Raw genomic sequence first — 25,728 nt, 5'->3', positions numbered from 1 at the left:
CTGCAATAAAAAACGCCCCGCTCTCGGCCTGAGAACGGGGCGTTTTTTTATGGCCGGGATAATCAGCTGCGGGCGTTATCGATCAGCTCGATGTACTCGGCGGCGTTGCGCTGGTCCTTGATCAGGTCGACAAAGGTCTGGCCATGCTCGTCCTTGCCGTCCAGGTCCAGGCCGGCTTCCTTGAAAAAGCCCAGGAACCGTTCGAAATCGTCGATACGCAGGCCACGGTAAGCCTTGATCAGCTTGTGCAGGGACGGTGAAGTCGCGTCGACCGGCTCGAAGTCCAGGAACAACTTGATCTGATCGTCGCCGATCTCGTCACCAATCACCTGTTTCTTATCTTTACGCATTACCGACTCCAGCCTGCAGACATTTACACGGGAAACGCAGTTTACCTGCGGGGCACACGCTGCGGAAGCAACACACGTTCAATGTGGGAGCTGGCTTGCCTGCGATGCAGCCAACTCGGCCTGTCAGTACAACCGAAGCGATACCATCGCAGGCAAGCCAGCTCCCACATGTGTTCTGCAGCGCTGTCACTGCCTGGAACGAACGACACCGGTGTGCAAGTCCGCCCAGATATGCCCATTGGCATAACTGAGGAATTGCACATACACCGTGTCATTGCGCAGCAGGTCGACGATCACGCGGTACTGGGCCACCGGGTAGGACAAGGTCAAGGTTTTGCTCTTGTCGTCGTATGCCGGCTTTTTCAGGCTTTTGCTTTCGGCGTCGAAGTTGAGCACCACCTGGGCGATGGTCGCGCCCTTGTTCAGGGGCTTGCCTTTGAGGCGGATCATCAGCGGCGAAGTCACCGGGATCGGTTGCTGGTTGGATTGACGCTGGTTGCCGACCACCACCGCGTATTCAGTGACTTGCAGCAACTGCTGCTGGTCGGGCGTCTCGGCGCGCAGGGTAAGGTCGTCCGACGGCAGGAACTGACTGTGCATCGGCGCAGGCGCGGCGGCCAGGGGCAAACTGAGGGTCAGCGCCAGGGCGGCGCAGGTGCGTATCAACAGGCTCATGGGCCGCTCCATGGGAGATGGCCCAGCACTGTAGCTCAATCGAACTGGGCAAGCATCCAGCGCTGATACTCGACCACGCCGACATCGCCCTCGCGGGGCGCCCAACTGGCTGATTCGCCCTCGCCCACCGGCCGATAAGGCCCGGCTTTGCACTCGAACATCACTGTATCCGGTGCCAGCACCACCAAGCCGTGGAACACCCCTGGCGGCAGGTCGACACCGGCACACGCGCTGCCCGCCTGCATCACACGCTTGGCAATGACTTCACCGGTGTCGCTGAACACCAGCAGGCCCAGGCTGCCCTGGAGCACCAGCAGGGTTTCCGCCTTGTCGGCGCTCAGGTGCCGATGCGGCGGCACATAGGTGTCGGGCTGCAGGCCCACGGCCAGGCGATGGCAGGGCTCATCCATCTGATGGAAGTTGTGATGGTGCCGGCCACGCGGGCTGGCGGCCGCTTTCTCGGTCAATTCGGCGAACAGCGTCTGATCCAGAAAGCGGGTCATCAATCACATCCCCTTGACGGCGAAAATCCCGTTGGCATTGCGCCAGTAGCCTTTGTAGTCCATGCCGTAACCGAATATGTAACGGTCGATGCATGGCAGGCCGACGTAATCGGCTTTCAGGTCCGGGCGGGCCTTGCGGTCATGGTCTTTGTCGATCAGCACGGCGGTGTGCACTTTGCGTGCGCCGGCGTGTTTGCAGAAGTCGATGATCGCGCCCAGGGTGTGACCTTCGTCGAGGATGTCGTCGATGATCAGCACGTCACGGTCGATGAACGAGACTTCCGGCTTGGCTTTCCAGAACAGGTCACCGCCGCTGGTTTCGTTGCGATAGCGCGTGGCGTGCAGGTAGGACGCTTCCAGCGGGAACTGCAGGTGAGTGAGCAGTTTGCCGGCGAAGATCAGCCCGCCGTTCATCACGCAGAAGACCACCGGGTTGGTGTCGGCCATCTCGCGAGTGATGTGTGCGCCGACCTTGGCGATCGCTTCTTCGACTTGCGCTTCGGTGTACAGGCAGTCAGCCTCGCGCATGATTTGACGGATATGCTCGAGATCAGCGGACATGGCGCTCTCCAAGGGGGTGCTGTGGCAAGAAAAGCGGGCAAAGGTACGCATGTGAGGCGCAACGTTCAAGCCTTTATGGACTAACGTACTTGATGTCTATAGGACAACACCCTCGGATAGATTAATCTAGGCCGGTTTTTTTGCCCGCCGCCGGAGCCTTTCCCATGCCCACTCGCGAGATCCGCCACCCGCTGATCCGACACAAACTCGGCCTTATGCGCCGTGCCGACATTAGCACGAAGAATTTCCGTGAGCTTGCTCAGGAAGTCGGAGCGCTGCTCACTTACGAAGCCACCAAGGATTTGCCCCTGGAAAGCTACGAGATCCCCGGTTGGGCCGGTCCCGTCCAGGTGGAGAAAATCGCCGGTAAGAAAATTACCGTGGTGCCGATCCTGCGCGCCGGTATCGGCATGCTCGAAGGCGTGCTCAGCCTGATCCCGGGCGCCAAGGTCAGCGCCGTCGGCGTGGCCCGCAACGAAGAAACCTTGCAGGCCCACACGTACCTGGAAAAACTCGTTCCGGAAATCAACGAACGCCTGGCCATGATCATCGACCCGATGCTCGCCACTGGCAGCTCCATGGTTGCCACCATCGACTTGCTGAAAAAGGCCGGTTGCAAGGACATCCGCGCCATGGTGCTGGTGGCCGCTCCCGAAGGCATCGCTGCCGTCGAGAAAGCGCACCCGGACGTGCAGATCTACACCGCCTCCATCGATGAGCGCCTGAACGAGCACGGCTACATCATCCCAGGCCTGGGCGATGCCGGTGACAAGATCTTCGGCACCAAGCAGAAGGACGCGTGAGCATGCAGGATGAATTCAACGACCCGCTTTGGCGCCAGATCCTGTCCGGCGCACAGATGCTCTTCGTAGCATTTGGCGCGCTGGTGTTGATGCCGCTGATCACAGGTCTTGATCCAAACGTCGCACTGTTTACCGCTGGTCTGGGCACGTTGCTGTTCCAGGTGGTCACAGGGCGTCAGGTGCCGGTATTCCTGGCATCGAGCTTCGCGTTTATCACGCCGATCATTCTCGCCAAGGGCCAGTTCGGCCTCGCGGCGACCATGGGCGGGGTGATGGCGGCCGGTTTCGTTTATACCTTCCTCGGCCTCGCCGTGAAGATCAAGGGCACCGGTTTCATCGACCGGCTGCTGCCGCCCGTGGTGATCGGGCCGGTGATCATCTCCATCGGCCTGGCCATGGCGCCGATCGCCGCCAACATGGCGATGGGCAAGGCCGGTGACGGCGCCGAGCTGATCCATTACCAGACGGCGATGATGATCTCGATGCCAGCGCTGCTGACCACCTTGATCGTGGCGGTGTTCGGCAAAGGCATTTTCCGCCTGGTGCCGATCATCTCCGGCGTGCTGGTGGGGTTTGCCATGTCGTTCTACTTTGGCGTGGTCGACACGGCAAAAATCGCTGCCGCCCCTTGGTTTGCCCTGCCCCACTTCACCGCGCCGGAGTTCAACTGGCAGGCGATCCTGTTCATAGTACCGGTGGCCCTGGCCCCGGCGATCGAACATATCGGCGGTGTGATTGCAGTGGGCAGCGTGACCGGTCGCGACTACCTGAAGAAGCCCGGCCTGCACCGCACCCTGCTGGGTGACGGGATTGCCACCACGGCCGCCGGCCTGTTTGGCGGTCCGCCGAACACCACGTACGCCGAAGTGACCGGCGCGGTGATGCTGACCAAGAACTACAACCCGAAAATCATGACCTGGGCGGCGGTCTTTGCCATCAGCCTGGCGTTTATCGGCAAGTTCGGCGCACTGCTGCAAAGCATCCCGGTGCCGGTGATGGGCGGGATCCTGTGCCTGCTGTTCGGCTCGATCGCCGCGGTGGGGATGAACACCTTGATCCGCCACAAGATCGACCTGGGTGAGGCGCGCAATCTGGTGATTGTGTCGGTGACCCTGGTGTTCGGGATTGGCGGGGTGTTGGTCGGTACCGGCACCGGCCCGGATGATTTCGGCCTCAAGGGCATCGCCCTGTGTGCGGTGGTAGCGATTGGCTTGAACCTGCTGCTGCCGGGCAACGATGGCTGGAAGAACAAAAAATCTGATGAGCCGTTGATCTAACTAACACCGCAAAACCAAATGTGGGAGCGGGCTTGCTCGCGAAAGCGCAGTGTCAGTCGACAGCTATGTGACTGATACAACGCCTTCGCGAGCAAGCCCGCTCCCACATTTTTTTAAGCCTCAGTGTGGCTTAGAGCTCGCCCAACGCATCAATCAGCGCCTGGTTCTGCTCCGGCGTACCGATGCTGATCCGCAGGAACTGGGCAATCCGCTCCTGCTTGAAGTGCCGCACGATCACGCCCTGCTCACGCACCTTGGCGGCAAGACCCGCCGCGTCGTGCCGTGGGTGACGCGCAAAGATGAAGTTGGCTGCCGACGGCAACACCTCAAAACCCTTCTCCTCCAATTGAGCGACCAGCTTGTTACGGCTATCGACAACCAATCGGCAGGTCGCCTCGAAGTACTCACGGTCCTCGAACGCCGCCGCCGCGCCGACAATCGCCAGGCGATCCAGCGGATAGGAGTTGAAGCTGTTCTTGACCCGCTCCAGCGCTTCGATCAGGTCCGGGTGGCCCACGGCCAGACCCACGCGCAAACCGGCGAGTGAGCGCGATTTGGACAGGGTCTGCGTCACCAGCAGGTTCGGGTAGCGGTCCACCAGGCTGATGGCGGTTTCACCACCGAAGTCGATATAGGCTTCATCGACCACCACCACCGAGTCCGGGCTGGCCTTGAGGATCTGCTCCACCGCGTCCAGCGCCAGCACGCAGCCGGTCGGCGCGTTCGGGTTGGGGAAGATGATCCCGCCGTTGGGCCTGGCGTAGTCCGACACGCGGATCTGGAACTGCTCGTCCAGCGGCACCGGGGCGGACTTGATGCCATAAAGGCCGCAGTAGACCGGATAGAAGCTGTAGCTGATATCCGGGAACAGCAGCGGCAGATCGTGCTGGAACAGGCCATGGAAGATGTGCGCCAGGACTTCATCGGAACCGTTGCCAAGGAACACCTTGCCGGCGTCGATCCCGTAATACTTGGCTACCGCCTGCTTGAGCAGGTCGCTGTTGGGGTCCGGGTACAGGCGCAGGTTGTCGTTCAACTCGGCTTGCATCGCGGCGAGCGCCTTGGGCGACGGGCCGTAGGGGTTTTCGTTGGTGTTGAGCTTGACCAGCTTGGTCAGCTTGGGCTGTTCGCCAGGCACGTAAGGCACCAGGTCCTTGACGAAGGGGCTCCAGAATTTGCTCATGTCTCAGTTCCCCTGCTTGTCTTCAAGGATGCGATATTCGGCGCTGCGAGCATGCGCGCTGAGGGATTCACCACGGGCCAGCACCGACGCGGTCTTGCCCAGCTCGGAAGCGCCTTGTGGCGAGCAGAAGATGATCGACGAACGCTTCTGGAAGTCATACACCCCAAGCGGCGACGAGAAACGCGCGGTGCCCGAGGTCGGCAACACGTGGTTGGGGCCCGCGCAGTAGTCGCCCAGGGCTTCGCTGGTGTGGCGGCCCATGAAGATCGCACCGGCATGACGAATCGATGGCAGCCAGGTTTGTGGGTCGGCAACCGACAGCTCCAGGTGCTCCGGCGCAATGCGGTTGGCGACTTCGATAGCCTGTTCCATGTCACGCACCAGGATCAGCGCGCCACGACCATTGATCGACTTCTCGATGATCTCGGCGCGCTCCATGGTCGGCAGCAATTTATTGATGCTGGCGGCCACCTTGTCGAGGAATTCGGCGTCGGGGCTGACCAGGATCGCCTGGGCGTCTTCGTCGTGCTCGGCCTGGGAGAACAGGTCCATGGCAATCCAGTCCGGATCGGTCTGGCCATCACACACCACGAGGATTTCCGACGGGCCAGCAATCATGTCGATACCGACCTGGCCAAACACGTGGCGCTTGGCAGTGGCGACGTAGATGTTGCCCGGACCGACCACTTTGTCGACTTTCGGCACGCTCTCGGTGCCGTAGGCCAGCGCGGCAACAGCCTGTGCGCCGCCGATGGTGAAGACGCGGTCGACCCCGGCGATGCAGGCCGCAGCCAGCACCAGCTCGTTGATTTCGCCGCGCGGGGTCGGTACCACCATGACCACTTCGGTCACGCCCGCCACTTTGGCCGGGATCGCGTTCATCAGCACCGACGACGGGTACGACGCCTTGCCGCCCGGCACGTACAGGCCGGCACGGTCCAGTGGCGTGACCTTCTGGCCCAGCACGGTACCGTCGGCTTCGGTGTAGCTCCAGGAATCCTGCTTCTGTTTTTCGTGGTAGCTGCGCACCCGCGCTGCGGCCACTTCCAGGGCTTCGCGCTGCGGCGCAGTGATGCGCGTCAGGGCCAGCTCGAGGCGTTCGCGCGGCAGGATCAGGTCGGCCATGGACTTCACGTCCAAGCCGTCGAACTGGCGGGTGAAGTCCACCAACGCCGCGTCACCGCGCTCGCGCACGGCCTTGATGATGTCGAGCACCCGCTGGTTGACCGAATCGTCGGACACGCTTTCCCAGCTCAGCAGATGATCCAGATGATGGGCGAAATCCGGGTCGGCAGCGTTGAGTCGGGCAATTGCAGTGGACGTGGTCATAGCGAGGGCCTCAATAGAATTGGCAAAAACTCAGGCGCCCTAAACTAGCAGTCGTTTCCGCTTGGGCACCTGAGAATTCTGGCTATGAGGCGGATAGACGGGCGCAGCCTTCCGGCTACGCGGGTGAGTCAACCGCGGTGTCGAGACTCCACTGCCTTGCGCAGGGTGTCGATCAACGCCTGGATACGGGCGTGCTGCATTTTCATGGAGGCTTTGTTGACGATCAGGCGAGAGCTGATGTCGGCAATGAAATCCTGCGGCTCCAAACCGTTGGCGCGCAGGGTGTTGCCGGTGTCGACCACGTCGATGATCTTGTCGGCGAGGCCAATCAGCGGCGCCAGCTCCATCGAGCCGTAGAGCTTGATGATATCGACCTGGCGGCCTTGCTCGGCGTAGTAACGCTTGGCGACGTTGACGAACTTGGTGGCCACTCGCAGGCGACCCTTGGGCTCGACGTCACCGACACGGCCGGCCGTCATCAGTTTGCACAGCGCAATGCGCAGGTCCAGCGGCTCGTACAGGCCCTGGCCACCGTATTCCATCAGCACGTCTTTGCCGGCGACACCCAGGTCGGCCGCGCCATGTTCAACGTAGGTCGGCACGTCGGTAGCCCGAACGATCAACAGGCGCACGTCGTCCTGGGTCGTGGGGATGATCAGCTTGCGGCTCTTGTCCGGATTCTCGGTCGGCACGATGCCCGCTTCAGCCAGAAGCGGCAAAGTGTCGTCAAGGATGCGGCCCTTGGACAGTGCGATGGTCAACATGGGAAACGTCAGTCCTTCATCAGGCTATTGCGGTCCGGTCACAAACGGCGCCAGACACAGATCGAGGCCATTACAGCCTCGATTTGAAACAAACCATTTAACAACAAACACCTTCCCGTGGCGAGGACGCTTGCGCGCGCCGGGGCGCAGCGGCCCTGGAAATGGGACTGCCGCGCAGTCCAGCGGGAGCAAGCTCCCTCTCCACAGTGAAGGTGTTTGCAGTGCCGGGACTAGCCCGGTACGCGGCGGATTTTCGCGCCGAGCATCTGCAGTTTTTCTTCGATGCACTCGTAACCACGGTCGATGTGGTAGATGCGGTCGATCAACGTGTCACCTTCGGCGATCAGCGCCGAGATCACCAGGCTGGCCGAAGCGCGCAGGTCGGTCGCCATCACTGGCGCGCCCTTGAGCTTCTCGGTGCCGGTAACGATAGCGGTGTTGCCTTCGACCTGGATCTTCGCGCCCATGCGGTGCAGTTCGTACACGTGCATGAAGCGGTTTTCGAAGATGGTCTCGATCACGGCACCGGTACCTTCGGCAATCGCGTTCAGGGAGATGAACTGCGCCTGCATGTCGGTCGGGAACGCCGGGTACGGAGCGGTACGCACGTTCACGGCTTTTGGCCGCTTGCCATGCATGTTCAGCTCGATCCAGTCGGCACCGGTGGTGATTTCAGCACCGGCTTCCTTGAGTTTTTCCAGCACGGCTTCAAGGATGGTCGGATCAGTGTCCTTGACCTTGACGCGACCACCGGTGACGGCAGCGGCAACCAGGTAGGTACCGGTCTCGATGCGGTCCGGCATCACCTTGTAGGTGGCCGAATGCAGGCGTTTGACGCCTTCGATGGTGATGGTGTCGGTGCCGGCGCCGGTGATGTTGGCACCCATGGCGATCAGGAAGTTGGCCAGGTCGACCACTTCCGGCTCGCGCGCGGCGTTTTGCAGGACGCTGCGACCGTTGGCCAGGGCAGCCGCCATCATGATGTTCTCGGTACCGGTCACGCTGACGGTATCGAAGAAGAAATTGGCACCGCGCAAGCCGCCTTCCGGCGCCTTGGCCTTGATGTAGCCGCCTTCGACGTCGATGGTTGCACCCATGGCCTCGAGACCACGGATGTGCAGGTCAACCGGACGCGAGCCAATCGCGCAACCGCCAGGCAGGGCTACTTCAGCTTCGCCGAAACGGGCAACCATCGGGCCCAGCACCAGGATCGACGCACGCATGGTTTTCACCAGTTCGTACGGAGCGATCAGGGTCTTGATGGTGCGCGGGTCGATTTCGACGGCCAGTTTCTCGTCGATCACCGGCTCAATGCCCATGCGACCGAACAGCTCGATCATGGTGGTGATGTCATGCAGGTGCGGCAGGTTGGCCACGGTCACCGGGCCATCGCACAGCAGGGTCGCTGCCAGGATCGGCAAGGCGGAGTTTTTCGCACCGGAGATGCGGATCTCGCCATCAAGGCGGGCACCGCCGGTAATAATCAATTTATCCATAAGAATCTCGACGCCTTGGGGGCTCAGGTGCGCTCGGCCCAGGCCGCGCGGCTGAAAAATTTCATAGTGACCGCGTGGATGCTGCCATCGGTGATCCACGGGTTCAAATGGGCATAGACCTGCTGTTGACGCTTGACCGGGCTCAATGCCGCCAGTTCATCGCTAATCACGTTCAGCTGGAAGTTGCAGCCTTCGCCTTCAACTTCTACGTTCGTTTCCGGCAGCTTTCCTTCAAGGAAGCTTTTAACTTCTAGGGCCTGCATGCTCAACCTCTATCGGCGCCCAGTGCGCACGGGTCGCACATCATACAAAAAAGCCCCGCGCCTGCGAACCCCGCATAGCAGGACTCTGACGGGGGGCTTCTTTAATAATGTGTATTAAGGATGCGCCAACAGTTCGGTCAAACCGGAAACTTCGGCAATTTCACGCATGTCTTCGGGCAATGCACGGATGCTGACCGGCTTTTTGGCCGCCTCGGCATCGCGCATGAAGCACAGCAGCAACGACAAACCGACACTGCTGGACTTGGTCACCGCCGAACAATCCAGCACCAGTGCAGGCGCGGCGCTGGTCTTGATCAGCGCCTGGCCCTGCTTGCGCAGGTCAGGCCCGGTGCGGTAATCCAGCACGCCGCTGATGAACAGCTCGCCAGCGTCGCCGAGACGAACAGCCGACTCGGTCATTGCGCGGGCTTCCCGGCAGCTTTGTCGGTCTCTTCCTTGGCCTTGGCGACTTCACCGGCCCAACCATTGATGGTTTTGTCCAGGTCGTTGCCATTGCGCTGCATCGCGTCAGCGAACTGGTCACGGAACAGCTTGCCGATGTTGATACCGTTGATGATCACGTTGCGCAGTTTCCACTCGCCGTTGACCTTCTCCAGGGTGTACTGCACAGGATAGACCGCGCCGTTGTTGCCCTTGACGGTCATGCCAACGCTGGTGCGATCGCCCGACTCATCCTTGGCTGGATCAACGGTGATGCCCTGGTTGTTGTACTCAAGCAGTGCATTGCCGTAGAACTGGAACAGGCCTTTCTTGAAGTTTTCCTGGAACGTCTGCATCTGCGCAGGCGTCGCCTTGCGCGAATACTTGACGGTCATGATGCTGCGCGAAATACCTTCGGCGTCGACAACCGGGCCGACGATGGTGTTGAGCGCGTCGTAGAACTTGCTGGGATCCTGCTTGTACTGCTCTTTATGGGCAGTCAGGTCGGCCAGCATCTTGTTGGTCGTGTCCTGCACCAGATCGTGCGCAGAACCCGCTGCGTTAGCCATCAACGGCAGCGCCGCCAGCAGTACCAGGAGGCCACGTCGCAAGGTAGAGATCATGTACAGATTCCTCATTTGGCGTCTTTATTGACCGTATTGAGCAGGAATTTACCGATCAGGTCTTCAAGTACCAACGACGACTGTGTGTCGTGGATTGTCGAGCCATCCTTGAGCAAGGCTGTTTCCCCGCCCACGCTGACACCGATGTACTTCTCGCCCAGCAGACCCGCAGTGAGGATAGATGCAGTGGAGTCGGTCGGCAGATTATCTACCTTCTTGTCCAGTTGCATCGTCACTCGACCGGTGAAGCTGTCGCGATCCAGATCGATTGCCGTGACCTTGCCGATGGTGACACCGGCCATGGTCACTTTAGCTCTGACAGTCAAACCGGCGATATTGTCGAAGTACGCGTAAAGTTTATAAGTGTCGGCGGTGGGGCTCGCCGAAAGACCACTGACTCGCAGGGCCAGCAACAATAAAGCCAGGATGCCAGCCAGCAAGAAAAGGCCGACACCGATTTCCACAGTGCGGTTTTGCATCAGAAATCTCCAAACATCAAGGCGGTCAAAATGAAGTCAAGGCCCAGTACCGCCAGCGAGGCGTACACAACGGTCTTGGTGGTGGCGCGACTGATCCCTTCTGAAGTGGGCTCACAGTCGTAGCCTTGGAATACGGCGATCCAGGTCACTACAAAGGCGAAGACGATGCTTTTTATGATGCCGTTGAGCACGTCGCCGCTGAAGGTCACGCTGTTCTGCATGTTGGCCCAGTAGGAACCGTCATAGACGCCCAGCCAGTCCACCGCCACCCACGAACCGCCCCAGATACCCACCACGCTGAAGATCATCGCCAGCAATGGCAGGGAAATGAAGCCGGCCCACAGGCGCGGGGCAACAATGTACTTGAGCGGGTCCACGCCGATCATTTCCAGGCTGGACAACTGCTCGGTGGACTTCATGTTGCCGATTTCAGCCGTCAGCGCCGAACCCGCACGCCCCGCGAACAGCAGCGCGGTAACCACCGGCCCGAGTTCACGCAGCAACGTCAGGGCAACCATCTGCCCTACCGCCTGCTCCGAACCGTAGCTGGAGAGGATATTGAAGCCCTGCAGCGCCAGCACCATGCCGATGAACACACCGGAGACCACGATTATCACCAGGGACATGACGCCCACGGCATGCAGTTGCTTGACCAGCAGGCCAAAGCCGCCACCGATGCCGCCGCGGCCGAGCAAGGCGTGGAACAGGAAAATCGTCGAGCGGCCCAGGACTTCGACAATGTCGATGCCGGAGCGACCGAAAAGGCGGACCTTTTCGATAAGAGATGTCTTGCGCATCAGCGCTTCCCCAGAAGATCTGAGCGGTAATCCGCTGCCGGAAAGTGAAAAGGCACCGGGCCATCGGGGTCGCCGGTCATGAATTGGCGAATGCGCGGATTGTCTGCGTTCATCAGTTCTTCTGGCGTGCCCTGGCCCAGTACCTGGCCATCGCCAACTACATAGAGGTAATCGGCAATGCTCGCGGTTTCTGCAAGGTCGTGGGACACCACGATGCTAGTGATGCCGAGGGCGTCGTTGAGCAGGCGAATCAGGCGTACCAGCACCCCCATGGCAATCGGGTCCTGGCCGACGAAGGGCTCGTCGTACATGAGGATCTGCGGATCGAGGGCAATCGCGCGCGCCAGGGCGACCCGGCGCTTCATGCCGCCGGACAGTTCGTCGGGCATCAGGTCGATGGCACCGCGAAGGCCGACGGCCTGCAGTTTCAGCAACACGATGTCACGAATCATTTCGTCAGACAGCTGCGTATGCACCCGCAGCGGAAAGGCCACGTTCTCGAACACATCGAGGTCGGTGAACAGCGCGCCGCTCTGGAACAGCACACCCATGTGCTTGCGCGCATCGAACAGATCGCTGCGCGACAGCGTCGGCAGATTCTGGCCGTTGACCCACACTTCGCCGGCGCTGGGACGCAATTGCATGCCCATCAGGCGCAACAGGGTGGTCTTGCCGCAACCGGAAGGCCCCATGATGCCCGTGACCTTGCCGCGGGGAATGCGAATATCGACGTTCTCAAAGATGCTGCGCGTCCCGCGCTTGAAGGTCAGTCCCTTCAGCTCGACCGCGTAGGCGTTATCGGCACTCATCTAAACTCCTTGGGATGCAGCCTCTCACTCAGACACCACGCTTGCGACAAACGTTTGCAACGATTGCGCAATTGATAGCCACATGGGCTGGGCGGACCGAACTGGCGGCGAACTATATCACTGCTGGTACAACGCGCCCAAGGCCGGAACTGCGCTTGTTCAGATTGGGGACAGCGAAAAAACGTTGCCGGCTGTGTTACTGAAGAAGGAATCTCAGGCATCAGGTGAATAAAGCCTGACGAACTTGCGTGAGGGAATCGATCATTACCGTTATAATCGCCGACTTTTCGTCAGGCTATACGATTTCAGACATGAGCCAATCCAGCGACCTTATTCAATCCGCACAACGCACCATCCGCCTAGAGCTTGAAGCCGTGGAAGGCTTGCTGGCGCATATCGACGCGGATTTCGTACGCGCTTGCGAGATGATTCTGGCCAGCAAGGGCCGCGTTGTCGTGGTCGGCATGGGCAAATCGGGTCACGTCGGCAACAAGATCGCCGCGACCCTGGCCAGCACCGGGACCACCGCATTTTTCGTGCACCCGGCCGAAGCCAGCCACGGCGACATGGGCATGATCACCAAGGATGACATCATCCTGGCACTGTCCAACTCCGGCACCACCAACGAAATCGTGACCCTGCTGCCGCTGATCAAGCGCCTCGGCATCCAGATGATCAGCATCACCGGCAACCCGGAGTCGACGCTGGCCAAGGCCGCCGAAGTGAACCTCAATGTTCACGTGGCCCATGAAGCCTGCCCGCTGAACCTGGCGCCGACCTCCTCCACCACCGCTGCCCTGGTGATGGGCGATGCGCTCGCCGTGGCATTGCTGGAAGCACGCGGTTTTACCGCGGAAGACTTCGCATTTTCCCACCCAGGCGGCGCCCTGGGCCGGCGCCTGCTGCTCAAAGTGGAAAACGTCATGCATTCGGGCGATGAATTGCCCCACGTCCCGCGCGGCACTCTGCTCAAAGACGCGCTGATGGAAATGACCCGCAAGGGCCTGGGCATGACGGTCATCCTGGAAGCCGACGGGCGCCTGGCCGGGGTCTTCACCGACGGCGACCTGCGCCGCACCCTGGACCGCACTATCGACATCCATACAGCGACCATCGATGCCGTGATGACGCCCCATGGCAAGACCGCGCGCCCTGACATGCTGGCCGCCGAAGCCCTGAAGATCATGGAAGACCACAAGATTGGCGCACTGGTGGTGGTCAATGCCGACGACCGCCCGATCGGCGCCCTGAACATGCACGACTTGCTGCGTGCAGGAGTGATGTAAATGACCAGCGACCTGTTGCAACGCGGCAAAAACATCAAGCTGGCGATTTTCGACGTTGACGGCGTGCTGACCGATGGCCGCCTGTACTTCCTCGAAGACGGCAGCGAATTCAAGACGTTCAACACCCTCGACGGCCAAGGCATCAAGATGCTGATGGCAGCGGGCGTGCAAACCGCGATTATCAGCGGCAGAAAGACTCCCGTTGTGGAACGCCGCGCACAAAACCTGGGGATTCCTCACCTGTATCAGGGCCGCGAGGATAAACTGGTGGTCCTGGACGAGCTTCTTGGCCAACTCAACCTAAGCTATGAGCAGGTCGCCTACTTGGGCGATGACCTGCCTGACCTGCCGGTCATTCGCCGAGTAGGCCTGGGCATGGCCGTCGCCAATGCGGCGGCCTTTGTCCGCGAGCACGCCCATGGCATCACCACCGCGCGTGGTGGCGAAGGTGCCGCCCGCGAGTTCTGCGAGCTGATCCTGCGTGCCCAGGGCAGCCTTGAAGCGGCCCACGCCGCCTACTTATAGAGCGTTTTATGCTGAGTAAAAAGATTCGCAACTTCCTGCTATTCGGGGTCATCGCCGCGCTGTTCCTGGCGGTGGGCTACTGGAATATCAGCCCGGAGCGCTTTCTCGACCAGCCTGCTGCGCAGGTCGACGAAGGGGCTATCGACTACTACGCCATCAATGCCAAGAGCGTGCAGTTCCTGCCCGATGGCAAGGTGCAGTACGAGATGACGTCGGACAAGGTCGAGCATTTGAAGGCCACCGAAGTGACCCTGCTGACCAACCCGGACATGAACATCTACCGTGGCACCGAGTTTCCATGGCACGTCACCAGCAAGCGTGGCGAGGTCAACCCGGACGGCACCCAGGTAGAACTGATCGACTCGGTACGTGTTGCACGCACCGATGCGAAAAACCGCGACACCGTGATTACCAGCAGTCGCATGACCGTATTCCCGCAGAAGCAATATGCGCAGACCGAGCAAGACGTTAGAATCGACGGCGCTGGCGGTGTATCGACTGGCAAGGGAATGAAAGCGTATTTGAAAGAAAGCAGGATACACCTGCTATCGAACGTAAGAGGACAGTATGAGGCTCGTTAAAACTCTCCCTATTTTGCTCGGTCTGGGCGCAGCACTGGGAAGCGTGAGCGCCTGGGCTCTGCCGAACGATAGCCAGCAACCGATCCACATCTCGGCCGACGATGCGCAGCTGGATGACAAGCAAGGCGTCGCCACCTACACCGGCGGCGTGATCATCATCCAAGGCTCGATGAAGATCACCGGCAACACGGTGACGCTGACTCGCACCCAATCCGGCGACATCGACGTGGTGACGTCAGTGGGCAACCTGGCTTACTTCGAACAGAAGCAGTCCGCGACCGATACCGGCCCGATGAAAGGCTATGGCAAGACCATCCAGTATCACGCCCAGCAGAATCGCATTGTACTGATCGACCAGGCCAAGGTGCTCAGCCCCGACGGCAACTCCACGGAAGGTGAAAAAATCACCTATGACACCGTGAAGCAGGTCGCCAACGCCGGCCGCGCCACGGGCAGCAAGCTCAGCGCACCGCGTCCACGCATCGACATGGTTATCCAGCCGAAGAAGAAAGACGGCGCTGCCCAGCCTGCGCCTAAACCCGATGCGAAGAAGGCGAACTAATGGCAACCCTGAAAGCCCAGCATCTGGCCAAGGCTTATAAAAGCCGCCAGGTCGTGCGCGACGTCAGCCTGTCGATCGACAGCGGCCAGATCGTCGGCTTGCTCGGCCCCAACGGCGCCGGCAAGACCACCTGCTTCTACATGATCGTCGGCCTGGTCCAGGCGGACCAGGGTCGCGTCCTGATCGACGACCTCGACGTCAGCCACCAGCCGATGCACGGCCGCGCCCGCGCGGGCATCGGCTATCTTCCGCAAGAAGCGTCGATCTTCCGCAAGCTGTCGGTTTCCGACAACATCATGGCGATCCTCGAGACCCGCAAAGAACTCGACCGTGACGGCCGTCGCAAGGAGCTGGAAAGCCTGCTGCAGGAATTCCATATCAACCACATCCGCGACAACCTCGGCATGAGCCTGTCCGGTGGTGAGCGTCGCCGCGTGGAAATCGCCCGGGCGCTGGCCACTGCACCCAAGTTCATCCTGCTGGACGAACCGTTTGCCGGTGTCGACCCGATCTCGGTGGGTGATATCAAGCAGATCATCCACCACCTCAAGGCCAAGGGCATTGGCGTGTTGATCACTGACCACAACGTCCGTGAGACCCTCGATATCTGCGAAACCGCGTATATCGTCAACGATGGCCAGCTGATCGCCGAAGGCGACTCCGCCACTATCCTGGCCAACGAACTGGTCAAGGAAGTGTACCTGGGTCACGAGTTCCGCCTGTAAGCCTGCCTGTTTGAAAAAGGCGGTGGCAGGCCGTTCGCCAAGGTGCGCGGGAGTCAATGAAAACCTCCGGATTTTTATTGTTACCGCGCTCTAGGCAAAGCCCCCGATATCAGGCATATAATTTGCTTATGTTTGGCGCTCACGCGCCCTGTCGTGGATGGCGCATTGCGCCGGCGAATAAGGTGTTAAGCCCCTGCCATGAAACCATCGCTAGTCCTGAGAATGGGCCAGCAGCTGACGATGACACCGCAGCTGCAACAGGCCATCCGCCTGCTCCAATTGTCGACCCTGGACCTGCAACAGGAAATCCAGGAGGCCCTGGAGTCCAATCCGATGCTCGAACGCCAGGAAGAAGGCGACGACTTCGATAATGCAGACCCGCTGGCCGACAACATCGAGCAAAAACCCAATTCCGACGTGCAGGAACCCTCCTATCAGGAAACCGCCCCAACGGTGGATAACCTTGAGGAAGGCGACTGGAACGAACGCATCCCCAACGAACTTCCCGTGGACACCGCCTGGGAAGACGTCTACCAGACCAGCGCCAGCAGCCTGCCCAGCAACGATGATGACGAATGGGACTTCACCACGCGCACCTCAGCCGGCGAGAGCCTGCAGAGCCATCTGCTGTGGCAACTGAACCTGGCGCCGATGTCGGACACCGATCGCCTGATCGCCGTGACCCTGATCGACTGCATCAATAACCAGGGTTATCTGGACGAAACGCTCGAAGAGATCCTCGAAGCCTTCGATCCGGAGCTGGATATCGAGCTGGACGAGATTGAAGCCGTCCTGCACCGCATCCAGCAGTTCGAGCCTGCCGGCATTGGCGCGCGCACCCTCAGTGAATGCCTGTTGCTGCAACTGCGCCAACTGCCAGCCAAGACCCCTTGGCTGGTCGAGGCCCAGCGCCTGGTGACCGACTATATCGACTTGCTCGGCAGCCGCGACTACAGCCAGCTGATGCGCCGCATGAAGCTCAAGGAAGACGACCTGCGCCAGGTCATTGAACTGGTGCAGAGCCTCAACCCGCGTCCGGGCTCGCAGATCGAGTCCAGCGAAGCCGAATACGTGGTGCCTGACGTGATCGTGCGCAAGGACAACGAGCGCTGGCTGGTGGAGCTGAACCAGGAATCCGTGCCACGCCTGCGGGTCAACCCGCAATATGCCGGTTTTGTGCGCCGCGCCGACACCAGCGCCGACAACACCTTCATGCGCAACCAATTGCAGGAAGCGCGCTGGTTCATCAAGAGCCTGCAAAGCCGCAACGAAACCCTGATGAAAGTCGCCACCCAGATCGTCGAGCATCAGCGCGGCTTCCTGGAATATGGCGACGAAGCAATGAAACCGCTGGTCCTGCACGACATCGCCGAGGCGGTGGGCATGCATGAATCGACGATCTCGCGGGTGACCACGCAAAAATTCATGCATACCCCACGCGGTATATATGAGCTGAAATACTTTTTCTCCAGCCATGTCAGCACCTCTGAAGGCGGCGAATGCTCGTCCACGGCGATTCGCGCGATCATCAAAAAACTGGTTGCCGCGGAAAATCAGAAAAAGCCGTTGAGTGACAGCAAGATCGCTGGTTTACTGGAGGCACAAGGCATTCAGGTCGCCCGTCGAACCGTCGCCAAGTACCGCGAATCCCTTGGGATCGCGCCTTCCAGCGAGCGAAAGCGTTTGATGTGACGGGCGGGCCAAAGCGTTCCAGTGGCAGGCACCCCGGCCTGCCGCTTTATGCACTGGCAACGAAGGAGAAGCTGTATGCAAGTCAACATCAGTGGACACCAGCTGGAAGTCACCAAGCCCCTGCGTGAGTACACCGAGAGCAAGTTGAACAAACTTGCGGGGCATTTTGACAAGATCACCAACGTGCAGGTCATCATGGAGGTCGATAAGCTCAAGCAGAAAATCGAGGCCACCCTGCACGTACCGAATGCCAAGCTCGTCGCCAATGCGGAACATGAGGACATGTACGCGGCGATCGACTCGCTCTACGACAAGCTGGACCGCCAACTCATAAAGCATAAGGAAAAGAATCTGCACCTGATGCAAGGTACAGGTCGTTAACTCTCCCCCCATGATCCGACTTGAAACCATCCTGACCCCCGGCCGTTCCCTTGTGAACGTGCCGGGCGGCAGCAAAAAGAAAGCCCTCGAAGAAATTGCCAAACTGATCCATGGCCAAGTGCCTGAATTGGATGAGCAAGTTGTCTATGAGTCGCTGATCGCCCGTGAAAAACTGGGTTCGACCGGTTTTGGTAACGGCATCGCCATTCCACACTGCCGCCTGCAAGGCTGTGAAACACCTGTCAGCGCCTTGCTGCACATGGAAAAACCTATAGATTTCGACGCCATCGACGGCGCCCCGGTCGACCTGCTGTTTGTACTGCTGGTCCCACAGGCTGCCACCGATGCGCACCTGGAGCTGCTTCGGCAGATCGCCAGCATGCTCGACCGCAAGGAAGTACGCGACAAACTGCGCAGCGCTGCCACCAGTGAGGCGCTCTATCAGGTTGTCCTGGATGAACAAAACGGGCAGTAATCATGCGTTTGATCATCGTCAGCGGCCGCTCCGGCTCGGGTAAAAGCACCGCCCTCAATGTTCTTGAGGACAACGGTTTCTATTGCATCGACAACCTGCCCGCCGGCCTGCTGCCGGAATTGGCGGAACGTGCGTTGATCCACACCGAACTGGCGCAACCCCTGGTCGCTGTTTCGATTGACGCCCGCAACCTGCCCAGCCACCTTGAGCGCTTTCCGCAATTGCTCGAGGAAGTGCGCGCCAAACACATTCATTGCGATGTGCTGTACCTGGACGCCGACGAAGAGACGCTGCTCAAGCGCTTCTCCGAAACCCGCCGACGCCACCCGCTCAGCAGCCCTCATCGCTCGCTGGCTGAAGCCATCGAAGATGAGACCAAGTTGCTGGGGCCGATCATCGACCTCGCCGACCTCAAGATCAACACCACCAGCCTCAACCTGTACCAGCTGCGCGATGCCATCAAGCTGCGCCTGCTGAATCAGCCGGAGCCTGGCACAGCATTTCTCGTGGAGTCTTTTGGCTTCAAGCGGGGCATGCCGGTGGACGCCGACCTGGTGTTCGATGTGCGTTGCCTGCCCAACCCCTATTGGAAACCGGAACTGCGTGATCAGTCCGGGCTGGATCAGCCGGTGGCCGATTACCTGGCAGCGCAGCCGGATGTGGAGGAGATGTTCCAGGACATCTCCAGCTACCTGCTCAAATGGCTGCCGCGCTTTGCCGCGAGCAACCGCGCCTATGTCACCATCGCCATCGGCTGCACCGGCGGCCACCACCGTTCCGTCTACCTGACCGAGCGCCTGGGCCAGGTGCTGCAACAAACCCTCAAGAACGTCCAGGTTCGCCACCGCGACCTTAGCTGAAAGGAACACCCCCGCGATGCCCGCTCTGGAAATTGAAATCATCAACAAGCTGGGCCTGCACGCCCGCGCCTCGGCCAAATTCGTCGGTGTTGCCGGGCAGTTTCCCTGTCAGATCCGCGCCGGGCGCACCCCGGAATCCATGGTCGACGGCAAAAGCATCATGGCCATGATGATGCTGGCTGCCGGCAAGGGCACCAAGATTCATCTGAAGACCGAAGGTGAGCAGGAAGACGAAGCAATGGCCGCACTGGTGGCATTGATCAATAACTTCTTCGACGAAGGCGAATAACCTTCCGTAGGAGCCCGGCTTGCCGGCGATAGCGTCCTTCAAGACAGCGACCGATCGCCGGCGAGCCGACGCCTAACCGGGAGCGGTTTACCCCAGGGCTGTATCCATCACCATCATCAAGCAGAACCCGATGCACAATCCCAGGCTGGCGAGCTTCTCATGACCATTGCGCCGCGACTCCGGGATCACTTCGTGGGTCACCACCAACAGCATCGCCCCAGCAGCCAGGGCCAGGCCCAACGGCAACAGCACCTCGGCCAGGCTCACCAGCCATGCGCAAAGCACTGCAAATACCGGCTCCACCAAGCCTGACGCGGCTCCGATCAGGAAGGCCTTGACCCGCGACATCCCGGCCCCGGCCAATACCAACGCAATCACCAGCCCTTCGGGCACGTCCTGCAAGGCAATACCCATGGCCAAGCTATCGGCGTCCGGCATGCCGCCGCCGGCGGAAACGCCCACCGCCATGCCTTCCGGAATGTTGTGGGCAATAATGGCAAACACGAACAGCCAGATGCGCGGCGGGATCACCGGGTTGTCCGGCGTGCCCACCAACATTTCCGGGCTTGCGCCGGAGACCTTGCGGTCAACCAGATACAACCCGAATGCACCCAGCATGATGCCGAAGCTGATCAAGCCACTGGCGCCCCAGGGCGAGAGCCCGAGGCCTTCAGCCGCGGCAATGCCCGGCACGATCAGCGAAAACGCCGTCGCCGCCAGCATTACCCCGGCGCCAAAGCCCAGCAATGTATCGCTCAACGCCACCGGCATGCGCCGAATCACCAACACCGGCACCGCGCCGAGTGCCGTGCCGAGTGCACAGATTGACCCGCCCTGCAGGGCGCGCAAGATACGCGGCTCCAGGTCCAGCCAGGCCAGCCCATGGGCCACCAACAATGCAGTACCTGCCAATAGCAGCAGCGAGCCAAACGCATAACGAAACATTCGTCCGCTGCTGATCGCCAGTGTTTGCGTGCCCATAGTCGGCCTTAGATCGGGTTATGAAGGGTGAAGATCAGGCCAAGGCGGCCTGATAGCGCGCGGCAACTTCCGGCCAGTTAATAACACTGTAGAAGGCATTGATGTATTCCGGGCGACGGTTCTGGTACAGCAGGTAGTAAGCGTGTTCCCAGACGTCCAGGCCCAGGATCGGCGTATTGCCGTTCATCAGCGGGCTGTCCTGGTTACCACTGCTTTCCACCACCAGGGTCTTTTGCGGTGTCACGCTCAGCCAGGCCCAGCCACTGCCGAAACGCGTCAACGCGGCTTTGGTGAACGCCTCCTTGAAGCTGTCGAAACCGCCCAGTTGCTCGTCGATGGCCTTGCCCAGCGCGCCTTCTGGCTTGCCGCCGCCCTTGGGCGACATCACCGCCCAGAACAACGAGTGGTTGGCGTGGCCACCGCCTTGGTTGATGACCGCCGCACGCAGTTTTTCCGGCAGTTGTTGCACGCTGGAGACCAGTTTCTCTACCGGCCAGCCGGCGAACTCAGTGCCCTCGACCGCAGCATTGAGGTTATTGATGTAGGTCTGGTGGTGCTTGGTGTAGTGAATCTCCATGGTTTGCGCATCGATATGCGGTTCCAGGGCATCGTAGGCGTAAGGCAAGGCAGGCAAGGTGTAGGACATTTCAATGTGCTCCGTAATAAGGACTGTTGCGGGTCGACGCATCCGAGGGCGCCGCCGTGCTGCCAAGCAGCCGATGAGTACGCGGGTACTCGCCGTGGTCGCTGATGAAATTCAACAGCTCGACGTAGGTCTTGCTGCTCTGGCGCAGGGCCGCTTCACGCAATTGCGGGCTCAGGCGCGGGTCCTGCATGGTCTGCAAGAGGCGCTGGTGGATGGCGCAAAGGTATTCGGCGCTCTCCTCCGGCTGGTTCAGGCGCAGGTGCAGGTCCGCCAGGTTGTGATGGGAAATGACGCAAGCCGCCACCGCTTCGTCGGCATCCGCCCAGCGCTCGAACAACACCTGAGCCAGGGCCAGGGCCTGTAGATAGGCCTCGCGAGCGTCTACCAGCTCGCCCTGCATAAAGCAGCGATTGGCCCGTTCGATCGTGCGTTTCCAATGCTCCATGGTGAGCCTCCAAAGCAGTGTCGGTGATTACACGCCGCCGGCCGTGAGCTTTTCCGGGTCCAGCAGGACCTCCAGTTGGCTGCGCGGCAAGTCGGTGTGCTCGAGGGCGACATCAATCACCGGGCGGCCTTGCTGATAGGCCTTCTTGGCGATTTCAGCGGCCTTTTGGTAACCAATGATCGGGTTGAGTGCGGTGACCAGGATCGGGTTGCGCGAGAGCGCTTCCTTGAGCTTGGCCTCGTTGACCTTGAAGCTGGCGATGGCCTTGTCCGCCAACAGGCGACTGGAATTGGCCAGCAGTTCCAGGCTGCCGAGCAGGTTCTGCGCGATGATCGGCAACATCACGTTCAGCTCGAAATTGCCCGACTGGCCGGCGATGGTGATCACACTGTCGTTGCCGATCACCTGCGCGGCGACCATCGCAGTCGCTTCCGGGATCACCGGATTGACCTTGCCGGGCATGATCGACGAGCCAGGCTGCAGGCCCTCCAGTTCGATTTCTCCGAGGCCGGCGAGCGGGCCGGAGTTCATCCAGCGCAGGTCATTGGCGATTTTCATCAGCGAGACGGCAACGGCTTTCAACTGGCCCGAGACGGCGACGGCGGTGTCCTGGGAGCCAATCAACGCGAACAGGTTCTTGCCCGGGATGAACTTCACGCCGGTCAGGCTGCTCAGTTGCTGGCTGAAGCGTGCAGCAAATTCCGGGTGCGCATTGATCCCGGTGCCCACCGCCGTACCGCCCTGGGCCAGGGCTTGCAGGCTCGGCAGCAGGTCCTGCAAATGACCGATATTGGCCTTGAGCTGCTGCGCCCAACCGTTGAGCACCTGGCTCATGCGCACGGGCATGGCGTCCATCAGGTGAGTACGGCCGGTCTTGATGAACGGATGGACTTCTTCGGCCTTCTGCTCGATCACCTGTACCAGGTGCAGCAGTGCCGGCAGCGTTTGCTCGTGCAGCACCAGCGCGGCGCTGACGTGGATCGTGGTCGGGATGATGTCGTTGCTGCTTTGCCCGCAGTTGACGTGATCATTGGGATTGACCGCTTCGCCGAGCAAACGGCTGGCGAGGGTCGCGATCACTTCGTTGGCGTTCATGTTGGAGCTGGTGCCGGAACCGGTCTGGAAGATGTCCACCGGGAAGTGCTGCATGAAATCGCCTTCGAGCAAGCCCTGGGCGGCATCGACGATGGCCTTGCCCTGCCCTTCGCTGATTTGCTTGAGGTCGACGTTGACCTTGGCGGCCGCGGTCTTGGCCAGGATGAGGGCACGGATGAACTGCGCCGGCATGCGCTGATGGCTGATCGGAAAGTTGTTCACCGCGCGCTGGGTTTGCGCACCGTACAAGGCCTCGGCCGGTACCTGCAGTTCGCCCATGCTGTCGCGTTCGATACGGGTGTTACTCATCGTTAGATCCTTGCACCAGGTCGGAGTGAGAAATAGACGGCAGCAATTCGCAGGTCGCCAATTGCCAGGCAAAGGTCTGCCAGCGCTTGAGGCGGCAGGCACAGCGGGAGAGCTTTTCCAGGTCTCGCAGCGGGCGCCAGGCCTGGTCCAGGCAAAGGGATCGCCAGTGCCAGGGCAAGGCGATATCGCTGGCGGTGTCGATCAGCAGCCGGAATGACGTTTCAGCGATCGTCCACGGATGGGTGGCCGTGCAACACGCCAGGTATCGTCCTTCGTTGAGGTAATGTTCGATCAGGCGAGGTTCATTCGGATCCAGGCCACAGCGAATCTGACGACTCATCCAGCGCCAGCTCTCCAGGTACGGATCCTCATGCAGGACAGAACTCATGATCCACACTCATTCGGTAATGATATTTATTATTAAATGATATTGAGAATCAACGCAATGGCGGCGGAGTAATCCACCTGTCAGGCAGGCATAAAAAAAGCGCGCTATCCGTGGGATAACGCGCTTTGGTTGAACCTCGCTACGGTCAGCTGCCGGCGACGGTCATCCGTTCGATCAATACCGAACCCGTGCGAATGTTGCTGCGCAGTTCCAGATCATTGCCGACCGCAACGATCTGCTTGAACATGTCGCGCATATTGCCGGCAATGGTGACTTCCTGGACGGCAAATTGAATCTCGCCGTTTTCGACCCAGAACCCCGCCGCACCGCGCGAATAATCCCCGGTGACCATGTTCAGGCCCTGGCCCATCAACTCGGTCACCAGCAGGCCACGGCCCATGCGCCGCAACAACGCCGCCTGGTCTTCGTCGCCGTGGGTGACAAACAGGTTGTGTACGCCACCGGAGTTGGCAGTGCTCGGCAGGCCGAGCTTGCGGCCCGAGTAGGTGCCCAACACGTAGGACACCAATTCACCTTTCTCGACGAACGGCTTGGCATAAGTCGCCAGGCCATCGCCGTCGAACGCCGAACTGCCCATGGCCCGCATCAGGTGCGGACGTTCGTCGATGGTCAGCCACTCCGGAAACAGCTGCTGGCCGATCGCACCTTCCAGGAACGATGATTTACGGTACAGGTTGCCACCGGAAATCGCCCCCAGGAAACTGCCGAACAAGCCGCCGGCCAGCTCCGCGGAAAACAGCACTGGCACTTCGCACGTCGGCACCGGGCGCGCGCCCAGGCGGCTCGCGGCACGTTGTGCAGCGCGCTGGCCAATACTGGCCGGATCCGCCAACAAATCGCCCTGGCGGTTCACGTCGTACCAGTAGTCACGCTGCATCTGGCCATTGGCCTCGGCGATCATCACGCAGCTCAAGCTGTGTCGAGTGGATGCATAACCGCCGATAAAACCATGGCTGTTGCCATACACGCGGCAGCCCTGATGGGTGCTCAACGTGGTGCCATCAGCGTTCTTGATGCGGGCATCAGCGTCGAACGCCGCCGCCTCACAGGTCAGTGCCTGCTCGATGGCTTGCTCGGGCGTGATGTCCCAGGCGTGGAACAGATCGAAGTCCTTCAGGTCCTTGGCCATCAGCGCTTTATCGGCCAGGCCCGAGCTTTCATCCTCGGAGGTGTGCTTGGCGATTGCCAAGGCGGCGGCCACGGTTTCGCGAATCGCCTCCGGACCACTCGCCGAAGTGCTGGCCGAACCCTTGCGCTGGCCCACGTACAAGGTGATGCCAAAGCCCTGGTCACGGTTGAATTCGACGGTTTCGACTTCCCGCTGGCGTACCGACGTCGAAAGCCCCTGCTCCAGCGACACCGCAACTTCACAGGCGCTGGCCCCCTGGCGCTTGGCCTCGGCAAGGATCTGCTCGACTTGTTCCTGCAGTGCCGGTAACGCTTGCGGACCGACGCTTTGGGCTGCACTCATGGTTTTCTCCACTCAAATTCTGCTTTCGGTTAAGGCCATCGAGCGACCGGGCCGGACAAGCGGCCCCCGACTGGTTATCATGGCGGCGTTTCTTTGCGGACTGCCACCATGGTTGATTCTTACGACGACTCCCTCGATGGGGAGAAAAGCAAATCCCAGGTCAAACGTGAGCTGCATGCTCTGGTTGACCTCGGCGAGCGCCTTACAACGCTCAAGCCGGACTTGATTGCAAAACTGCCACTGACCGACGAAATGCGCCGGGCCCTGGCGGATGCGCCCAAGCACACCGCGAATATCGCGCGTAAACGGCACATCTCGTTTATCGGCAAACTGATGCGCGACCAGGACACTGACGCCATTCTGACCTTGCTCGATCAACTCGATGCCTCCACTCGCCAGTACAACGAACGTTTCCATAACCTGGAACGTTGGCGTGACCGCCTGATCTCGGGCGATGACGCAGTACTGGAGAAGTTTGTAGTGGATTATCCGGACGCGGACCGCCAGCAACTGCGCTCCCTGATTCGTCAGGCCCAGCACGAACTGGCGCAAAACAAGGCTCCGGCCACCAGCCGTAAAATCTTCAAGTACATCCGTGAGCTGGACGAGACTCAACGCGGCCTGCGTTGATCCCCTTCCCCGG

The 25,728-nt window shown here is 60.4% G+C and carries 33 protein-coding genes; 13 read left to right on the top strand and 20 right to left on the bottom strand.

What is annotated here, in order from left to right; all coding sequences use genetic code 11:
• Positions 1 to 62: 62 nt before the first annotated feature.
• From BBG20_RS04980 to BBG20_RS04965, 4 genes are all read right to left on the bottom strand, one after another.
• Positions 63 to 350: a PA4642 family protein gene (locus BBG20_RS04980; protein ID WP_065900748.1), complete on the bottom strand. Its 288-nt coding sequence runs from the start codon at positions 348 to 350 to the stop codon at positions 63 to 65.
• 186 nt (positions 351 to 536) lie between these two features.
• Positions 537 to 1,025 (bottom strand): hypothetical protein, encoded by a 489-nt coding sequence (locus tag BBG20_RS04975; RefSeq protein ID WP_065900746.1) that lies wholly within the window; start codon positions 1,023 to 1,025, stop codon positions 537 to 539.
• 35 nt (positions 1,026 to 1,060) lie between these two features.
• The gene (locus BBG20_RS04970) at positions 1,061 to 1,528 is read right to left on the bottom strand and encodes a WbuC family cupin fold metalloprotein (RefSeq protein ID WP_065900744.1); all 468 of its coding nucleotides are present in this window, start codon (positions 1,526 to 1,528) and stop codon (positions 1,061 to 1,063) included.
• Positions 1,529 to 1,531: 3 nt separating this feature from the next.
• Positions 1,532 to 2,089, bottom strand: coding sequence for a hypoxanthine-guanine phosphoribosyltransferase (locus tag BBG20_RS04965; protein WP_025856323.1), 558 nt, complete (start codon positions 2,087 to 2,089; stop codon positions 1,532 to 1,534).
• Positions 2,090 to 2,253: 164 nt separating this feature from the next.
• Between BBG20_RS04965 and upp the strand changes: the two genes are divergently transcribed.
• Positions 2,254 to 2,892: a uracil phosphoribosyltransferase gene (gene upp, locus BBG20_RS04960; RefSeq protein ID WP_024073483.1), complete on the top strand. Its 639-nt coding sequence runs from the start codon at positions 2,254 to 2,256 to the stop codon at positions 2,890 to 2,892.
• Positions 2,893 to 2,894: 2 nt separating this feature from the next.
• Positions 2,895 to 4,169 carry a uracil-xanthine permease family protein gene (locus BBG20_RS04955; protein ID WP_058422983.1) on the top strand — a complete coding sequence of 425 codons (1,275 nt, stop codon included), beginning with the start codon at positions 2,895 to 2,897 and terminating at the stop codon, positions 4,167 to 4,169.
• A 130-nt stretch (positions 4,170 to 4,299) separates the two neighbouring features.
• Here the strand turns inward: BBG20_RS04955 and hisC are convergent, their stop codons facing one another.
• The 10 genes from hisC to BBG20_RS04905 all read right to left on the bottom strand — a co-directional run bounded on the left by hisC (position 4,300) and on the right by BBG20_RS04905 (position 12,353).
• Entirely contained in the window at positions 4,300 to 5,352 is a 1,053-nt protein-coding gene (gene hisC, locus BBG20_RS04950) for a histidinol-phosphate transaminase (protein WP_065900742.1), read from the bottom strand.
• 3 nt (positions 5,353 to 5,355) lie between these two features.
• Positions 5,356 to 6,681, bottom strand: coding sequence for a histidinol dehydrogenase (gene hisD, locus BBG20_RS04945; protein ID WP_065900740.1), 1,326 nt, complete (start codon positions 6,679 to 6,681; stop codon positions 5,356 to 5,358).
• Between the two features lie 128 nt (positions 6,682 to 6,809).
• Positions 6,810 to 7,445, bottom strand: a complete 636-nt coding sequence (gene hisG / locus BBG20_RS04940) for an ATP phosphoribosyltransferase (RefSeq protein WP_003188599.1) — start codon at positions 7,443 to 7,445, stop codon at positions 6,810 to 6,812.
• Positions 7,446 to 7,675: 230 nt separating this feature from the next.
• On the bottom strand, positions 7,676 to 8,941 hold the full coding sequence (gene murA / locus BBG20_RS04935) for a UDP-N-acetylglucosamine 1-carboxyvinyltransferase (RefSeq protein ID WP_065900737.1): 1,266 nt from the start codon (positions 8,939 to 8,941) through the stop codon (positions 7,676 to 7,678).
• Positions 8,942 to 8,964: 23 nt separating this feature from the next.
• A complete protein-coding gene (locus BBG20_RS04930) occupies positions 8,965 to 9,204 on the bottom strand; it encodes a BolA family protein (protein WP_017845972.1) in 240 nt (79 codons plus the stop codon).
• 114 nt (positions 9,205 to 9,318) lie between these two features.
• Positions 9,319 to 9,624 (bottom strand): STAS domain-containing protein, encoded by a 306-nt coding sequence (locus BBG20_RS04925; RefSeq protein ID WP_065900732.1) that lies wholly within the window; start codon positions 9,622 to 9,624, stop codon positions 9,319 to 9,321.
• A complete protein-coding gene (locus BBG20_RS04920) occupies positions 9,621 to 10,268 on the bottom strand; it encodes an MlaC/ttg2D family ABC transporter substrate-binding protein (protein ID WP_065900730.1) in 648 nt (215 codons plus the stop codon). Before BBG20_RS04920 ends, BBG20_RS04925 begins: the two co-directional genes overlap by 4 nt.
• A gap of 11 nt (positions 10,269 to 10,279) precedes the next feature.
• A complete protein-coding gene (gene mlaD / locus BBG20_RS04915; protein ID WP_003171814.1) occupies positions 10,280 to 10,747 on the bottom strand; it encodes an outer membrane lipid asymmetry maintenance protein MlaD in 468 nt (155 codons plus the stop codon).
• The gene (gene mlaE, locus BBG20_RS04910; RefSeq protein WP_060754952.1) at positions 10,747 to 11,544 is read right to left on the bottom strand and encodes a lipid asymmetry maintenance ABC transporter permease subunit MlaE; all 798 of its coding nucleotides are present in this window, start codon (positions 11,542 to 11,544) and stop codon (positions 10,747 to 10,749) included. The genes mlaD and mlaE overlap by 1 nt, the downstream gene beginning before the upstream one ends.
• Complete coding sequence (locus tag BBG20_RS04905; RefSeq protein WP_065900728.1) at positions 11,544 to 12,353, bottom strand: ATP-binding cassette domain-containing protein; 810 nt, start codon at positions 12,351 to 12,353, stop codon at positions 11,544 to 11,546. Before BBG20_RS04905 ends, mlaE begins: the two co-directional genes overlap by 1 nt.
• Positions 12,354 to 12,664: 311 nt before the next feature.
• Here BBG20_RS04905 and BBG20_RS04900 point away from each other — a divergent pair, with 311 nt between their 5' ends.
• The 10 genes from BBG20_RS04900 (at position 12,665) to BBG20_RS04855 (ending at position 19,729) form a co-directional block, all read left to right on the top strand.
• A complete protein-coding gene (locus tag BBG20_RS04900; protein ID WP_065900727.1) occupies positions 12,665 to 13,639 on the top strand; it encodes a KpsF/GutQ family sugar-phosphate isomerase in 975 nt (324 codons plus the stop codon).
• A complete protein-coding gene (locus BBG20_RS04895; RefSeq protein ID WP_034118123.1) occupies positions 13,640 to 14,164 on the top strand; it encodes a KdsC family phosphatase in 525 nt (174 codons plus the stop codon).
• A gap of 8 nt (positions 14,165 to 14,172) precedes the next feature.
• Positions 14,173 to 14,745, top strand: a complete 573-nt coding sequence (gene lptC / locus BBG20_RS04890; protein ID WP_065900725.1) for an LPS export ABC transporter periplasmic protein LptC — start codon at positions 14,173 to 14,175, stop codon at positions 14,743 to 14,745.
• Entirely contained in the window at positions 14,732 to 15,307 is a 576-nt protein-coding gene (gene lptA, locus BBG20_RS04885; protein WP_065900724.1) for a lipopolysaccharide transport periplasmic protein LptA, read from the top strand. Before lptC ends, lptA begins: the two co-directional genes overlap by 14 nt.
• Positions 15,307 to 16,032, top strand: coding sequence for an LPS export ABC transporter ATP-binding protein (gene lptB / locus BBG20_RS04880; RefSeq protein ID WP_016974288.1), 726 nt, complete (start codon positions 15,307 to 15,309; stop codon positions 16,030 to 16,032). The genes lptA and lptB overlap by 1 nt, the downstream gene beginning before the upstream one ends.
• 198 nt (positions 16,033 to 16,230) lie before the next feature.
• Positions 16,231 to 17,724 (top strand): RNA polymerase factor sigma-54, encoded by a 1,494-nt coding sequence (locus BBG20_RS04875; protein WP_065900722.1) that lies wholly within the window; start codon positions 16,231 to 16,233, stop codon positions 17,722 to 17,724.
• Positions 17,725 to 17,799: 75 nt separating this feature from the next.
• Positions 17,800 to 18,105: a ribosome hibernation-promoting factor, HPF/YfiA family gene (gene hpf, locus BBG20_RS04870; RefSeq protein WP_003171804.1), complete on the top strand. Its 306-nt coding sequence runs from the start codon at positions 17,800 to 17,802 to the stop codon at positions 18,103 to 18,105.
• Between the two features lie 10 nt (positions 18,106 to 18,115).
• On the top strand, positions 18,116 to 18,580 hold the full coding sequence (gene ptsN, locus BBG20_RS04865) for a PTS IIA-like nitrogen regulatory protein PtsN (RefSeq protein ID WP_065900720.1): 465 nt from the start codon (positions 18,116 to 18,118) through the stop codon (positions 18,578 to 18,580).
• 2 nt (positions 18,581 to 18,582) lie between these two features.
• Positions 18,583 to 19,440: an RNase adapter RapZ gene (gene rapZ, locus BBG20_RS04860; RefSeq protein ID WP_065900719.1), complete on the top strand. Its 858-nt coding sequence runs from the start codon at positions 18,583 to 18,585 to the stop codon at positions 19,438 to 19,440.
• A gap of 16 nt (positions 19,441 to 19,456) precedes the next feature.
• Positions 19,457 to 19,729 carry an HPr family phosphocarrier protein gene (locus BBG20_RS04855; RefSeq protein WP_016974292.1) on the top strand — a complete coding sequence of 91 codons (273 nt, stop codon included), beginning with the start codon at positions 19,457 to 19,459 and terminating at the stop codon, positions 19,727 to 19,729.
• A gap of 87 nt (positions 19,730 to 19,816) precedes the next feature.
• Here the strand turns inward: BBG20_RS04855 and BBG20_RS04850 are convergent, their stop codons facing one another.
• The 6 genes from BBG20_RS04850 to pmbA form a co-directional block, all read right to left on the bottom strand.
• Positions 19,817 to 20,710, bottom strand: a complete 894-nt coding sequence (locus tag BBG20_RS04850) for a ZIP family metal transporter (RefSeq protein ID WP_065900716.1) — start codon at positions 20,708 to 20,710, stop codon at positions 19,817 to 19,819.
• 34 nt (positions 20,711 to 20,744) lie between these two features.
• Entirely contained in the window at positions 20,745 to 21,356 is a 612-nt protein-coding gene (locus BBG20_RS04845) for a superoxide dismutase (protein ID WP_065900714.1), read from the bottom strand.
• A 1-nt stretch (position 21,357) separates the two neighbouring features.
• Positions 21,358 to 21,801 carry a hypothetical protein gene (locus BBG20_RS04840; protein ID WP_065900711.1) on the bottom strand — a complete coding sequence of 148 codons (444 nt, stop codon included), beginning with the start codon at positions 21,799 to 21,801 and terminating at the stop codon, positions 21,358 to 21,360.
• Between the two features lie 27 nt (positions 21,802 to 21,828).
• The gene (locus BBG20_RS04835; protein ID WP_065900708.1) at positions 21,829 to 23,205 is read right to left on the bottom strand and encodes a class II fumarate hydratase; all 1,377 of its coding nucleotides are present in this window, start codon (positions 23,203 to 23,205) and stop codon (positions 21,829 to 21,831) included.
• The gene (locus tag BBG20_RS04830) at positions 23,198 to 23,593 is read right to left on the bottom strand and encodes a FagA protein (RefSeq protein ID WP_065900706.1); all 396 of its coding nucleotides are present in this window, start codon (positions 23,591 to 23,593) and stop codon (positions 23,198 to 23,200) included. The genes BBG20_RS04835 and BBG20_RS04830 overlap by 8 nt, the downstream gene beginning before the upstream one ends.
• A gap of 145 nt (positions 23,594 to 23,738) precedes the next feature.
• Complete coding sequence (pmbA, locus tag BBG20_RS04825; RefSeq protein WP_065900704.1) at positions 23,739 to 25,085, bottom strand: metalloprotease PmbA; 1,347 nt, start codon at positions 25,083 to 25,085, stop codon at positions 23,739 to 23,741.
• A 108-nt stretch (positions 25,086 to 25,193) separates the two neighbouring features.
• Between pmbA and yjgA the strand changes: the two genes are divergently transcribed.
• A complete protein-coding gene (gene yjgA / locus BBG20_RS04820) occupies positions 25,194 to 25,715 on the top strand; it encodes a ribosome biogenesis factor YjgA (RefSeq protein ID WP_065900703.1) in 522 nt (173 codons plus the stop codon).
• The last annotated feature ends 13 nt before the right edge of the window (positions 25,716 to 25,728 follow it).

Origin of the sequence: Pseudomonas aylmerensis (assembly GCF_001702265.1) — a bacterium.
GTDB classification, from domain to species: Bacteria; Pseudomonadota; Gammaproteobacteria; order Pseudomonadales; family Pseudomonadaceae; genus Aquipseudomonas; species Aquipseudomonas aylmerensis.
Note: the sequence above shows the minus strand (reverse complement) of the source record. Positions and strands in the feature narration are given on the sequence as shown.

Coding starts and splice junctions, on each gene's coding strand:
- hisD (WP_065900740.1), bottom strand. CDS start 6,681: ATGACCACGTCCACTGCAATTGCCCGACTCAACGCTGCCGACCCGGAT.
- BBG20_RS04905 (WP_065900728.1), bottom strand. CDS start 12,353: ATGAGTGCCGATAACGCCTACGCGGTCGAGCTGAAGGGACTGACCTTC.
- BBG20_RS04850 (WP_065900716.1), bottom strand. CDS start 20,710: ATGGGCACGCAAACACTGGCGATCAGCAGCGGACGAATGTTTCGTTAT.
- rapZ (WP_065900719.1), top strand. CDS start 18,583: ATGCGTTTGATCATCGTCAGCGGCCGCTCCGGCTCGGGTAAAAGCACC.
- yjgA (WP_065900703.1), top strand. CDS start 25,194: ATGGTTGATTCTTACGACGACTCCCTCGATGGGGAGAAAAGCAAATCC.
- BBG20_RS04835 (WP_065900708.1), bottom strand. CDS start 23,205: ATGAGTAACACCCGTATCGAACGCGACAGCATGGGCGAACTGCAGGTA.
- hisC (WP_065900742.1), bottom strand. CDS start 5,352: ATGAGCAAATTCTGGAGCCCCTTCGTCAAGGACCTGGTGCCTTACGTG.
- BBG20_RS04965 (WP_025856323.1), bottom strand. CDS start 2,089: ATGTCCGCTGATCTCGAGCATATCCGTCAAATCATGCGCGAGGCTGAC.
- BBG20_RS04895 (WP_034118123.1), top strand. CDS start 13,640: ATGACCAGCGACCTGTTGCAACGCGGCAAAAACATCAAGCTGGCGATT.
- ptsN (WP_065900720.1), top strand. CDS start 18,116: ATGATCCGACTTGAAACCATCCTGACCCCCGGCCGTTCCCTTGTGAAC.
- BBG20_RS04980 (WP_065900748.1), bottom strand. CDS start 350: ATGCGTAAAGATAAGAAACAGGTGATTGGTGACGAGATCGGCGACGAT.
- BBG20_RS04875 (WP_065900722.1), top strand. CDS start 16,231: ATGAAACCATCGCTAGTCCTGAGAATGGGCCAGCAGCTGACGATGACA.
- BBG20_RS04900 (WP_065900727.1), top strand. CDS start 12,665: ATGAGCCAATCCAGCGACCTTATTCAATCCGCACAACGCACCATCCGC.
- lptA (WP_065900724.1), top strand. CDS start 14,732: ATGAGGCTCGTTAAAACTCTCCCTATTTTGCTCGGTCTGGGCGCAGCA.
- BBG20_RS04920 (WP_065900730.1), bottom strand. CDS start 10,268: ATGATCTCTACCTTGCGACGTGGCCTCCTGGTACTGCTGGCGGCGCTG.
- murA (WP_065900737.1), bottom strand. CDS start 8,941: ATGGATAAATTGATTATTACCGGCGGTGCCCGCCTTGATGGCGAGATC.
- mlaD (WP_003171814.1), bottom strand. CDS start 10,747: ATGCAAAACCGCACTGTGGAAATCGGTGTCGGCCTTTTCTTGCTGGCT.
- mlaE (WP_060754952.1), bottom strand. CDS start 11,544: ATGCGCAAGACATCTCTTATCGAAAAGGTCCGCCTTTTCGGTCGCTCC.
- BBG20_RS04845 (WP_065900714.1), bottom strand. CDS start 21,356: ATGTCCTACACCTTGCCTGCCTTGCCTTACGCCTACGATGCCCTGGAA.
- hisG (WP_003188599.1), bottom strand. CDS start 7,445: ATGTTGACCATCGCACTGTCCAAGGGCCGCATCCTTGACGACACTTTG.
- upp (WP_024073483.1), top strand. CDS start 2,254: ATGCCCACTCGCGAGATCCGCCACCCGCTGATCCGACACAAACTCGGC.
- lptB (WP_016974288.1), top strand. CDS start 15,307: ATGGCAACCCTGAAAGCCCAGCATCTGGCCAAGGCTTATAAAAGCCGC.
- BBG20_RS04840 (WP_065900711.1), bottom strand. CDS start 21,801: ATGGAGCATTGGAAACGCACGATCGAACGGGCCAATCGCTGCTTTATG.
- BBG20_RS04855 (WP_016974292.1), top strand. CDS start 19,457: ATGCCCGCTCTGGAAATTGAAATCATCAACAAGCTGGGCCTGCACGCC.
- BBG20_RS04970 (WP_065900744.1), bottom strand. CDS start 1,528: ATGACCCGCTTTCTGGATCAGACGCTGTTCGCCGAATTGACCGAGAAA.
- hpf (WP_003171804.1), top strand. CDS start 17,800: ATGCAAGTCAACATCAGTGGACACCAGCTGGAAGTCACCAAGCCCCTG.
- BBG20_RS04955 (WP_058422983.1), top strand. CDS start 2,895: ATGCAGGATGAATTCAACGACCCGCTTTGGCGCCAGATCCTGTCCGGC.
- pmbA (WP_065900704.1), bottom strand. CDS start 25,085: ATGAGTGCAGCCCAAAGCGTCGGTCCGCAAGCGTTACCGGCACTGCAG.
- BBG20_RS04925 (WP_065900732.1), bottom strand. CDS start 9,624: ATGACCGAGTCGGCTGTTCGTCTCGGCGACGCTGGCGAGCTGTTCATC.
- BBG20_RS04830 (WP_065900706.1), bottom strand. CDS start 23,593: ATGAGTTCTGTCCTGCATGAGGATCCGTACCTGGAGAGCTGGCGCTGG.
- lptC (WP_065900725.1), top strand. CDS start 14,173: ATGCTGAGTAAAAAGATTCGCAACTTCCTGCTATTCGGGGTCATCGCC.
- BBG20_RS04930 (WP_017845972.1), bottom strand. CDS start 9,204: ATGCAGGCCCTAGAAGTTAAAAGCTTCCTTGAAGGAAAGCTGCCGGAA.
- BBG20_RS04975 (WP_065900746.1), bottom strand. CDS start 1,025: ATGAGCCTGTTGATACGCACCTGCGCCGCCCTGGCGCTGACCCTCAGT.